Below are 11,385 nucleotides of genomic sequence, written 5' to 3' on the forward strand. Positions count from 1 at the left end.
GAGAACAACATGGCTACTGGCACCGTGAAGTGGTTCAACTCGGAAAAGGGCTTCGGCTTCATCGAGCAGGACGGCGGCGGCCCCGACGTCTTCGCCCACTACTCGAACATCGCGAGCTCCGGCTTCCGTGAGCTCCTCGAGGGCCAGAAGGTCTCCTTCGAGGTCACGCAGGGCCAGAAGGGCCTGCAGGCGGAGAACATCGTTCCCGCCTAGTTCGAGCGCGCTTTTCCAGAGCCGGGTCCCGCGCCTTCGGGTGCGGGTCCCGGCTCAGCGCTGTGACAGCTCATGCAGTCGGTGAGCGCTGTGTGTGCAGTCCGTGGGCCCAGGAAGGAAATCCAGATCCAGCATGACTCGATCCGAACGTCCCGTCCGTAAGCGGCCGGCAAACGCGCGCGCCGCACAGACCGGCGGTTCCGCGAGGAACGCGGGCCGGAGTGCCGGGCGCCCCGGCGCCCGCAAGGTCGCGCCGCCGCAGGAGTTCTCCCTGCCCGAGACCATCACCCCGGCGCTGCCCGCGGTCGACTCCTTCGACGCGCTGGACATGCCGGCCGCCCTGACGAAGACCCTCGCGGCCCAGGGTGTCACCGATCCCTTCCCGATCCAGGGCGCCACGCTGCCCAACTCCCTCGCGGGTCGCGATGTGCTCGGCCGCGGACGCACCGGATCCGGCAAGACGCTCGCCTTCGGGCTCGCGCTCCTCGCCCGCACCGCCGGCCGCCGGGCCGAGCCGCGCAGTCCGCTCGCGCTCGTCCTCGTCCCCACCCGCGAACTCGCCCAGCAGGTCGACGACGCGATCACGCCGTACGCCACCGCCGTCAACCTGCGCGTGACCACGGCCGTCGGCGGGATGTCGATCGGGCGGCAGGCCGGCACGCTGCGCCGCGGTGTCGAGGTGCTCGTGGCTACCCCCGGGCGGCTCAAGGACCTCATCGAGCGCGGCGACTGCACCCTCGGACAGGTCGCGATCACCGTGCTGGACGAGGCCGACCAGATGGCCGACATGGGCTTCATGCCCCAGGTCACCGCGCTGCTCAAGCAGGTCGAGCCGGGCGGCCAGCGGCTGCTCTTCTCGGCCACGCTCGACAAGAACATCGACCGGCTCGTCAAGATGTTCCTCACCGACCCGGTGGTGCACTCCGTCGACCCGTCCGCGGGCGCGGTGGTGACCATGGAGCACCACGTGCTGCACGTCGCCGACGAGACCGACAAGAAGGCGGTCGCGATGCGGATCGCCGCCCGCGACGGCCGGGTGATCCTCTTCGTCGACACCAAGCGCGGCGCCGACCGCTTCACCAAGCGGCTGCTCGCCAGCGGTGTCCGGGCCTCCGCCCTGCACGGCGGGCGCAGCCAGCCGCAGCGCAACCGCACCCTCGACCAGTTCAAGAACGGTCAGGTCACCGCCCTCGTCGCCACCAACGTGGCGGCCCGCGGTATCCACGTCGACGACCTCGACCTCGTGGTCAACGTCGATCCGCCGACCGACCACAAGGACTACCTCCACCGCGGCGGCCGTACCGCCCGCGCCGGAGAGTCCGGCAGCGTCGTCACCCTGGTGCTCCCCGAGCAGAAGCGTGAGATGACCCGGCTCATGGCGGACGCGGGCATCACTCCGCGTACCGCCCGCGTCAAGTCCAGCGACGAGGAGCTCGCCCGCCTCACCGGCGCCCGCGAGCCTTCCGGCGTGCCGGTCGTCATAGAGGTCCCGCAGCAGGCCGAACAGCCGAAGCAGCGGCCCAAGGCGCGCCGTGCCCCCACCGGGGGCGGGGCCAGGCGGCCGTCGGTCGCCGGCGGCGGCACCGCCGGGCGCACGGGCGCCGGATCGGACGGCCAGGGCGGCCGGCAGCGCGGCGGACGTCCGGGCACGGACGCCGCGACGGGCGGCACGGCCGCCGGACGCCGCGCGAGCACCGGGGGAGCGGCCGCGGGTCGTCGTACCGAGGCCGGTGGTGGCGCGGGTCGTCGTACCGAGGCCGGTGGTGGCGCGGGTCGTCGTACCGAGGCCGGTGGTGGCGCGGGTCGTCGTACCGAGGCCGGTGGTGGCGCGGGTCGTCGTACCGAGACTGGTGGTGGCGCGGGTGCCGGTCGCTCCGGCGGCCGCGGGCGTGCTCCGCAGCGCGGTGGTCAGAACGGCGGCCAGGGCGGTGGCGGCCGCAGGGCCGCCTGACCGGACCGGATCGTTCGGCTTCGCCGCGGCCCCGCACCCCCTGGCATCATGCCCGCGGGGTGCGGGGCCGCCGCGTGAACGGACCACGCCCCGAGGCCGGGAGACCGCCTCTCGCGGTTCCCGGAGCCGAACCGGGCCGCGGGGTGCGGGGGTTCAGACGTCGCCGAGGAAACCCGGGTCGACCCCGTCCAGCTTCAGGGCGAAGTCCCGGTGCAGGCTGAGCAGTTCCGCCAGCGGCACCGCGCGGCGGCTCGTCGACATCAGATCGCGCCGCGCCTCCGCCGACCACAGGAACGGCATCACGGACAGTCCCTGCGTGCCCGTGAGGGCGCCGGACTCGGCCCGCCAGCCGGGCCAGCGCAGCGTGTCGTAGAACTTGTCCGTACCCTCGCCCAGAAGCCACTGGAGCCATGCCCCGTGGCCCACTTCGAGCGCCTCCCACTTCAGTGAGTCCGGCGCGAAGTACACGACCTCGCCGGGATGGCCGGGACGCCCCACCGACTCCGGGTCGGCGCCGTTGAGGACGAACACCCCGCCCAGCACGTCGTGGCCGACGACGAGCCCGCCGTCCCGCGGGCGCCAGCCGGGATCGAAGTACTCGGGGAATTCGTTGACTTCGGCCAGCGAGGGCAGGTCCGTCGAGCCGCCCGGCAGCCCCGTCGGCTCGTCCTCGGCCGGACTGCCGTAGATCCGCAGCCATCCGCTGTCCAGCACCACACCGCCGCAGTTGAGCACCATCCCGCCCAGCCAGGACCGTGCGGTGACCTGGAGCTGGAGCAGGCTCGCGCGGCCCAGATCGGGGTCCACCGGGGGCACTTCCATGGACACCCCGCTCGCGGCGATCGCCTCGGACAGCAGCGGCCAGGCCGGTTCCTCGACGTCGGTCAGCTCGCTCAGCTCTCGCATGGCTTCCCCGTGGGTTGTCCGGACGCGGTCGACGCGCTCAGTAGCCCATCATGCGCTCTCGGCGAACGGAATACGCCACGAATCCGGCGCCCAGACCGAGGAGGAGCGTGCCGCCGACGAGATACGGAGTGGTGTCCACGGCGCCTGTGTCCGCGAGCCGGGTCCCGTTGTCGTCGGAGAGCGCGTGCGGCCCGTCGTCGCCGGAGAGCGTGCGGGTCCCGTTGCCGTCCGCCTCGGCGGATGTTCGTGCCGACGCGGTGACGGTCGGTGCCGCGGACGTCGACGCCGTCGAGCCCGGTGTGGGTACGTCCTGGGTCGCGTTGGCGGACGGGACGAACCACAGGGCACCCAGGAGGGTCCCCGCTGCGGTGGCGGTCAGCAACGATCGACGTGCGGCGGACACGAAATATCGATCCCCTTGTGGCGCTAGCGAATTGGCCGTGGGGGCCGATGCTAGTGAAAGGCGCGGGTCGTGGGAAAGTCGCGCATGCCGTGGGCCGTACGCTCCCTCCCATGAGCACCTCAGAGACTTCACAGTTTGTACGGCTTCGTGTCGAACTCGTGCTGGAGATCGACGACGCCGACGCCGTCACCCGGGCCGCGCTGGGCCGGATCGGCGCCGACACGGACATGCCGGCCGACGAAAGAGCGCATGCCGAGGGCGCAGTGACGGAAGACACGGCGGAGGCCCTCGCCTATCTCGTCGACCCGTTCGACCTGGTCAGCGAGGTGCCCGGAATCGAACTCGCGCAGGCCTCGTGGAGCAGCGAGCCCATTGACTATGATCCCGATTCGCCGGATTGGGACATCGACGAGGATGATGCTGACGAGGACGACGAGGAAGACGTGCGCGGCTGAAGTCCGGGAACCCTGACCCCGGCCGGCGACCGCTGTCCGGGGTTCTTTGTTCCCGGCGAAGCACGGCCGCCTCCGCACCACCCCTCCGCACCACCACCCTTCCGTACCGCTTCGGTCAATGTGTCCGTACGCGGCGGACGCGGCGGACGTGTCGTGGGCCACACTTCCGTGTGAAGTGGAACGGGGTGAACCGGTTTTGGCGTTCTTATTTGTTACGGGACTCCCGTGGTCCTTTTCGGGAATCGGCGACGATGGAGAAGCGTGTGATGACGATCAGTAAGCGGCGCAGGCGTCTTGTGGCGGCGTCCGCACTGCTCGGCGGGGTGCTGGTGCTCTCTGCGTGCAGCGGAGGCGGGGACAAGGCCGGCGCATCGGACGGCGGCGACTCCACGTCGCAGGCCAAGGTCGACGAGGCCGCGGCCAAGAAGACGTCCGAGGCCCTGATCAAGATCACGCCCAAGGACGGCTCCGACAACGCCTCGATCAACAACGGCACCGCCGTCACGGTCAGCAAGGGCTCGCTCACGTCCGTCACGATGAAGACCGCGTCCGGCACCGCCGTCGCCGGTCAGATATCGGCGGACAAGAAGAGCTGGAAGCCGCTGAACCGGCTGGAGCGCGCCACCACGTACAAGATCGCCGCCGAGGCCGCCGACTCCGAGGGCCGCACCGCCCACGAGAACGCGTCGTTCACCACGGTCTCCCCGGCCAACAGCTTCATCGGCAACTTCACGCCCGAGGACGGTTCCACCGTCGGTGTCGGCATGCCGGTCTCGATCAACTTCGACAAGGCGATCACCGACAAGGCCGCGGTGCAGAAGGGGATCACCGTCTCCTCCAGCAGCGGCCAGGAGGTCGTCGGGCACTGGTTCAGCGCCAACCGCCTGGACTTCCGCCCCGAGAGCTACTGGACCGGCGGTTCCACCGTCACTCTCAAGCTGAACCTCGACGGGGTCCAGGGCGCGAGCGGTGTCTACGGCGTGCAGCAGAAGACGGTCACCTTCAAGATCGGCCGCAACCAGGTCTCCATCGTCGACGCCAAGACCAAGACGATGCAGGTCACCCAGGACGGCAAGGTCGTGAAGACCATCCCGATCTCCGCGGGCGCCCCGGAGAACACCACGTACCAGGGCCAGATGGTGATCTCCGAGAAGTTCAAGGAGACCCGGATGGACGGCTCGACGGTCGGCTTCAAGGACGAGAAGGGCAAGGGCGAGTACGACATCAAGGACGTGCCGCACGCCATGCGTCTGTCGAACTCCGGCACCTTCATCCACGGCAACTACTGGGGCCCGAAGTCCATCTTCGGCTCCGTCAACACCAGCCACGGCTGTGTGGGTCTGTCCGACACCAAGGGTGCCAACGACGCCAACACGCCCGCCGCGTGGTTCTTCACCCACTCGCTGATCGGTGACGTCGTGGTCGTCAAGAACACCGGCGACAAGACCATCGCCCCGGACAACGGCCTCAACGGCTGGAACCTGGACTGGGCGGCCTGGCAGGCCGGTTCGGCTGCCTGAGCCGAGGCGCGAGCTCGACGGTCCGCGCAGGCCGAGGCGGGACCTGACGGTCCGCCGAGGCAGGGACGCGAACGAACACCGATGCGGCGGTGGCCCTCACGGGCCGCCGCCGCATCGGTGTTTCCCAAAGATTTCTGGGCCCGGCCACAGCCTTCTCATGGTTCTCTTATTTCGGCCTTATTCCTTCATCACACGCCGTAACTAGCTTGCGGCCATGTTCTTCACCTACCTGAGGCGCGAACTGCGCCGCCGCAGAAAGGCGGCCCTCGTCGTCGCCTCCGGGCTCGCCCTGGGCATAGCCCTGGTCATCGTGGTCAGCTCCGTGTCCTCGGGCATGGAGAAGGCGCAGGGCAAGGTCCTCCAGTCGCTGTACGGGCTGGGGACCGACATGACGGTCACCAAGGCCGCCGCGCCGGCCAACAGCACCAGCGACCGCCCGCGCTTCAACTTCGACGCGAAGGACAGCGATTCCGACAAGGAACAGAGCAGCGACCGCGTCATGGTCCAGGGCTTCCAGACCCTGGCCTCCTCGACCGTCTCCAAGGTCGACGCGCAAAAGGGCGTCGCGGACTCCGTCGGGGGCCTGAGCCTCCAGGTCATCCGCATCAACGGCCAGTTCACCCGGGGCCAGTTCAAGCAGGACCCGAACAGTGGTGGCAGCCGGCAGGGCGGCCCCGGCGGCGGCCAGCAGTCCCCAGAGGGCCGCGTCGAGGGCGGCGGCGCCAACTTCGACGTCAACAACTACACGGTCTACGGCACCGACGTCACCAAGCCGGCCCTGGGCCCGCTGACCTCGTCGAAGATCACCAGCGGTCGTACGTTCAAGACCTCCGAGACGAATGCCAAGGTCGTCGTCGCGGACACGTCGTACGCCAAGGAGAAGAAGCTCAAGCTCGGTGGCACCGTCACCGTCAAGAGCGTCAAGTACAAGATCATCGGCATCGCGACCCCGGACAGCGGTGACGCGGCGGCCAACCTCTACATCCCGCTCCAGCAGGCGCAGACGCTCAGCGACTCCAAGAACAAGGTCACGACGATCTACGTCAAGGCGTCGGACTCGCAGCAGATCGCCGGCGTCAAGAGCACCATCCAGAAGAACATCTCGGGTACGACGGTCACCACCTCCGCCGACCTCGCGGACACGGTCTCCGGCTCCCTGTCCACCGCCTCCGACCTCGCCTCCAGCGTGGGCAAGTGGCTGTCGATCGCGGTGCTCGTGGCCGCGTTCCTGGTCGCCGGTCTGCTCACCTCCTCCGCCGTGTCCCGCCGGGTGCGCGAGTTCGGCACCCTCAAGGCGCTCGGCTGGAAGTCGAGCCGGGTGACCCGCCAGGTGGTCGGCGAGGCCATCGTCAACGGTCTGGTCGGCGGTGCCCTCGGTATCGCCCTCGGCCTCGCCGGCGCCTACGTCGTCACCGAGATCAGCCCCAACCTCCAGGCACAGCTGGGGAACACGGGCGGCGGCCAGGGCGGCGGTCCCGGCGGCGGCGGCTTCGGCGGCCCGGCGCGGCAGACCGCCTCCAAGGCCCTCGATGTCGCGCTCACCGCGCCCGTCAGCGTCAACACCATCGTCATCGCGGTCGCCCTGGCCGTGGCCGGCGGTCTGATCGCCGGAGCCTTCGGCGGCTGGCGCGCCTCCAGGCTGCGCCCCGCCGACGCCCTGCGCCGCGTCGAATAAGCCCCGCCCCTCACGTACTTACGTATCCCAGGAGTAAGACCATGTACGAACTCAGAGGCGTCACCAAGCGCTATGCGCGGGGCAAGGAAACGATCGACGCGCTCGCGGGGATCGACCTGACGATCGGCGACGGCGACCGGCTCGTCATCCAGGGGCCCACCGGCGGAGGAAAGTCCACCCTGCTCCAGATGCTCGGCGGGCTCGACCGCCCCACCGCGGGCAGCGTCGAACTCGACGGCGTCGACATGGCCAGGCTGTCCGAGGCGAAGCTCACCAGGGTGCGCAGCGAGAACATCGGCTTCGTCTTCCAGAGCTTCAACCTGATCCCCACGCTCACCGCCCAGGAGAACGTCGAGACCGCGCTCGTACCGCTGCGCGTGAAGGCGAAGGAACGGCGTGAGAGGGCCGCGGCGGCCCTGGAGTCCGTGGGACTCGCCGAGCGGCTCGGGCACCTGCCCGCCGAGCTGTCGGGCGGTCAGCAGCAGCGCGTGGCGATCGCCCGCGCCCTGGTCAAGCAGCCCAAGGTGCTGCTCGCCGACGAGCCCACCGGCAACCTCGACGAGGGCATGCGCGACGAGATCATGGACGTGCTCGAAGCCATGTGGAAGGAGCACGGGCTGACCTTCATCATGGTCACCCACGACTCCGCGATCGCGAAGAAGGCCCCGCGCGTCGCCACGATCCGCAAGGGGAAGATCAGCGTCAAGGAGAACGCGGGAGCCTAGTGCCGCGACAGGCAACGTTCGCCCCGTCGCGACTCCCGGCACGCTCCCCCAAGCTCTTCGAGCAGGGGGCACCCCCACTCGCCGCACCGGCCGAAAGCCCAAGTACATCCAGTACGAGGACTTCCGGCCGGCACACCGAGAGCACGCTCCCCCAAGCTCTCGGCTTCGCTCGAGCAGGGGGGACCCCCATGGCGCCGCTCCTTGACGGGCAAACATTGCCTGCCGCGGCACTAGCGGCTGCGGGCACGGGACCGCCGGGCGGAGCGTGTGTGCTCCGGCCGGCGGCCCCGGCCCGTTTCCCACGGCGCGGAAGTGAGCCCGCAGCGAAAGGGCCACCGGAAAGAGAGCTTCCGGTGGCCCTTCCGTGTTTGTGTGGGGGCATGACCGTCTCGACAGTCGAATACGTCCGCTACCGGATTCCCGAGGAGCAGTCGGCCGAGTTCCTGGCCGCCTACACCCGCGCCGCCGTCCAGCTCGCCGCGGCCCCGCAGTGCGTCGACTACGAACTCGCGCGCTGTGAGGACGACTTCGAGCACTTCATCCTGAGAATCACCTGGACCTCGACCGAGGACCACATCGAGGGTTTCCGCACCTCCGAGCTCTTCCCCGACTTCCTCGCCGAGATCCGCCCCTACATCGGCAGCATCGAGGAGATGCGCCACTACAAGCCGACCTCGGTACGGGGCCAGGGCGCCTCCGTGCCCACGCTCTACGCCTGGGCGGGCGGCGCCGAGGCCTTCGCCCGTCTCACCGAGGCCTTCTACGACAAGGTCCTCAAGGACGACCTCCTCGCGCCGCTGTTTGCCGGCCTCGCGCCCGAACACGCCACCCATGTCGCCCTCTGGCTCGGCGAGGTCTTCGGCGGACCGCCCGCCTACTCCGAGACCCAGGGCGGCCACGGCCACATGGTCGCCAAGCACCTGGGCAAGGGCATCACGGAGGTCCAGCGCCGCCGCTGGGTGAACCTGCTCCAGGACGCCGCCGACGACGCGGGGCTCCCCACCGACGCCGAGTTCCGCTCCGCCTTCCTCGCCTACGCCGAGTGGGGCACGAGGCTGGCCGTGTACTTCTCCGGCCCGGACGCGAAGCCGCCGACGGAGCAGCCCGTACCGAGGTGGACGTGGGGCGCGGCGCCGCCGTACACGCCGTGAGCCCGGATCCGTCAGCGGGGTGAGGACGCGCCCGCCCGGGTGGCGTCCGTCCCCCACGACGCCAGCAGCCGCAACGCCTCGGCGGAGCCGGACCCCGGCTCCGCGTGATACGTGACCAGCGCCAGCTCGCTGTCGCCGATCAGCCGGAACGACTCGAACTGCAAAGCGAGGTCGCCCACCAGCGGATGCCGCAGCAGCTTCACCCCGTGGCTCTTCTCCTTCACGTCGTGCGTCGCCCACAGCCGCCGGAAGTCCTCGCTCTTCACGGACAGCTCCCCGACCAGCGCGGCCAGCCGCGGATCGTCCGGATGGCAGCCCGCGTCCATGCGCAGCAGACAGACGATGTCGATCGCCTTCTGCTCCCACTCCACGAACAGCTCCCGGTACTCGGGCCGCAGAAAGACCATCCGCGCCCAGTTCCGCTCCTGCGGCGGCAGCTCCGACCAGTCCCCGAACACGGCCGCGGCCATCCGGTTCCACACGAGCACGTCCGAGCGCCGGCCGGTGATGTACGCGGGGACGCCGTCGATCGTGTCCAGCAGCTGGCGCAGGGAACCGCGCACCTGCTGCGGCCTGGCCGCCTGCCTCTTCTTGTGCTGCTTGGGCTTCGCGAGGTGCGTGAGGTGGTTGTGCTCGGCATCCGTCAGGCGCAGCGCCCGCGCGATGGAGTCCAGCACCTCGGCCGACACATTGCGGCCGTTGCCCTGTTCGAGGCGTGTGTAGTAGGCGACGGACACCCCGGCCAGCTGGGCCAGCTCCTCGCGGCGCAGCCCGGGAACCCGGCGGTGCCGCCCGAAGTCGGGCATCCCGACGTCCTCCGGCTTCAGCCGGGCGCGGCGGCTGCGCAGGAACTCGCTCAGCTCGGCGCGCCGGTCGAGAGCGTGGGCCGTCTCCCCGGCGGGCACTTCGGAGGGCTGTTCATCCATACGTCCAGTATCGACGGTCGTACGCCCCGGAGCCTGACCCCGTCAGTGGTAGGACCAGCGAACGTACGCAGAACCGTGGTCTGGGTGAGTTCCGGGGGATCGGGCAGGCTGGACGCCGTGCCCGGCGTGAGACAGCCGGGCACGATCACCCCCTCCCGAGGAGAACCCCGGCATGACCACTGTCGTTGCGTACGCCGCTCCCGCCGCCAAGGCTCCGCTGGAGCGCACCACCATCGAGCGTCGTGAGGTCCGAGAGCACGACGTCCTGATCGACATCAAGTTCGCCGGCATCTGCCACTCCGACATCCACCAGGCCCGCGAGGGCTGGGGGAAGGCCACCTTCCCGATGGTGCCGGGCCACGAGATCGCCGGCATCGTCGCCGAGGTCGGCTCCGGTGTCACCAAGTTCAAGGTCGGCGACCGCGTGGGCGTCGGCTGTCTGGTCGACTCCTGCCGCGAGTGCGACAACTGCAAGGCCGGTCTGGAGCAGTACTGCACCGGCGGCAGCGTGGGCACGTACAACGCCGTCGGCAAGGACGGCGAGCCCACCTACGGCGGCTACTCCGAGAAGATCGTCGTCGACGAGAACTACACCCTGCGCATCCCCGACGGCATCTCCCTCGACGTGGCCGCGCCGCTGCTCTGCGCCGGCATCACCACGTACTCCCCGCTCAAGCACTGGAACGCGGGCCCCGGCAAGAAGGTCGCCGTCCTCGGCATGGGCGGTCTCGGCCACATGGGCGTCAAGATCGCGCACGCGCTCGGCGCCGAGGTCACGGTCCTCTCCCAGTCGCTCCGCAAGAAGGACGACGGCCTGAAGCTCGGTGCCGACCACTACCACGCCACCAGCGACCCGGAGACCTTCAAGGCGCTGCGCGGCACGTTCGACCTGATCCTGTCCACCGTCTCCGCCCCGCTGGACCTGGACGCCTACCTCGCGCTGCTGCGCACGGACGGCGCCTTCGTGAACGTGGGCGCCCCCGAGGAGCCGGTCCGGCTCAACCTCTTCTCGGTGATCGGCGGCCGCAAGACCCTCGCGGGCTCCGGCATCGGCGGCATCCAGGAGACCCAGGAGATGCTGGACTTCTGCGCCGAGCACGGCTTCGGAGCCGAGATCGAGCTGATCGACGCGTCCGAGATCAACGAGGCGTACGAGCGGGTCCTGGCGAGCGACGTCCGCTACCGCTTCGTGATCGACGCGGCCACGATCGGCTAGTCCCGGCGACGGGTCCGGGTGACGTGGCCACGATCCGCCGGTCCCGGCGACCCGGCCACGATCCGCTGGTCACCGCGGCTCGGGCGGTCCGCCGGTTTCGGTAGGCCGGGCGGTCCGGCCGTCTCGCGAAGCAGGACCCCTGGGCGCCGTTCCGGTCGTACGACCGGAACGGCGCCTTCGTGCTTCTCACCGGAGGTGACCTGCCAGAATGCCCGGTTCCGGCGGCCGCCGCCCAACGGATGTG

Annotated in this window: 11 protein-coding genes; 8 read left to right on the forward strand and 3 right to left on the reverse strand. The window is 70.0% G+C overall.

All coding sequences use genetic code 11. The features are described from left to right. The first annotated feature begins 9 nt into the window (after window positions 1–9). Both OG410_RS26255 and OG410_RS26260 read left to right on the forward strand, forming a co-directional pair. Window positions 10–213, forward strand: a complete 204-nt coding sequence (locus OG410_RS26255; RefSeq protein ID WP_030362889.1) for a cold-shock protein — start codon at window positions 10–12, stop codon at window positions 211–213. A 133-nt stretch (window positions 214–346) separates the two neighbouring features. Beyond that, window positions 347–2,164, forward strand: coding sequence for a DEAD/DEAH box helicase (locus tag OG410_RS26260; RefSeq protein ID WP_329301391.1), 1,818 nt, complete (start codon window positions 347–349; stop codon window positions 2,162–2,164). Window positions 2,165–2,317: 153 nt separating this feature from the next. On the opposite strand, the gene OG410_RS26265 is transcribed toward OG410_RS26260, so the two are convergent. Both OG410_RS26265 and OG410_RS26270 read right to left on the reverse strand, forming a co-directional pair. Then, window positions 2,318–3,070, reverse strand: coding sequence for a DUF2625 family protein (locus tag OG410_RS26265; RefSeq protein WP_329301392.1), 753 nt, complete (start codon window positions 3,068–3,070; stop codon window positions 2,318–2,320). Window positions 3,071–3,107: 37 nt separating this feature from the next. Then, a complete protein-coding gene (locus tag OG410_RS26270) occupies window positions 3,108–3,473 on the reverse strand; it encodes a hypothetical protein (protein WP_329301393.1) in 366 nt (121 codons plus the stop codon). A gap of 110 nt (window positions 3,474–3,583) precedes the next feature. On the opposite strand from OG410_RS26270, the gene OG410_RS26275 reads away from it, so the two are divergent. The 5 genes from OG410_RS26275 to OG410_RS26295 all read left to right on the forward strand — a co-directional run bounded on the left by OG410_RS26275 (window position 3,584) and on the right by OG410_RS26295 (window position 8,999). Continuing rightward, window positions 3,584–3,928 carry a hypothetical protein gene (locus OG410_RS26275; protein WP_329301394.1) on the forward strand — a complete coding sequence of 115 codons (345 nt, stop codon included), beginning with the start codon at window positions 3,584–3,586 and terminating at the stop codon, window positions 3,926–3,928. 251 nt (window positions 3,929–4,179) lie between these two features. Beyond that, window positions 4,180–5,448, forward strand: a complete 1,269-nt coding sequence (locus OG410_RS26280; RefSeq protein ID WP_329301395.1) for a L,D-transpeptidase — start codon at window positions 4,180–4,182, stop codon at window positions 5,446–5,448. Between the two features lie 214 nt (window positions 5,449–5,662). Beyond that, window positions 5,663–7,123 (forward strand): ABC transporter permease, encoded by a 1,461-nt coding sequence (locus OG410_RS26285; RefSeq protein ID WP_329301396.1) that lies wholly within the window; start codon window positions 5,663–5,665, stop codon window positions 7,121–7,123. 41 nt (window positions 7,124–7,164) lie between these two features. After that, window positions 7,165–7,848 carry an ABC transporter ATP-binding protein gene (locus OG410_RS26290; RefSeq protein WP_329301397.1) on the forward strand — a complete coding sequence of 228 codons (684 nt, stop codon included), beginning with the start codon at window positions 7,165–7,167 and terminating at the stop codon, window positions 7,846–7,848. 380 nt (window positions 7,849–8,228) lie between these two features. Further along, a complete protein-coding gene (locus OG410_RS26295; RefSeq protein WP_329301398.1) occupies window positions 8,229–8,999 on the forward strand; it encodes a group II truncated hemoglobin in 771 nt (256 codons plus the stop codon). Window positions 9,000–9,010: 11 nt separating this feature from the next. Here OG410_RS26295 and OG410_RS26300 read toward each other — a convergent pair whose 3' ends face one another. After that, on the reverse strand, window positions 9,011–9,925 hold the full coding sequence (locus tag OG410_RS26300) for a helix-turn-helix domain-containing protein (protein ID WP_329301399.1): 915 nt from the start codon (window positions 9,923–9,925) through the stop codon (window positions 9,011–9,013). Between the two features lie 172 nt (window positions 9,926–10,097). Here OG410_RS26300 and OG410_RS26305 point away from each other — a divergent pair, with 172 nt between their 5' ends. Then, entirely contained in the window at window positions 10,098–11,141 is a 1,044-nt protein-coding gene (locus OG410_RS26305; RefSeq protein ID WP_329301400.1) for an NAD(P)-dependent alcohol dehydrogenase, read from the forward strand. Window positions 11,142–11,385: the final 244 nt, after the last annotated feature.

Origin of the sequence: Streptomyces sp. NBC_00659 (assembly GCF_036226925.1) — a bacterium.
Lineage (GTDB): Bacteria > Actinomycetota > Actinomycetes > Streptomycetales > Streptomycetaceae > Streptomyces.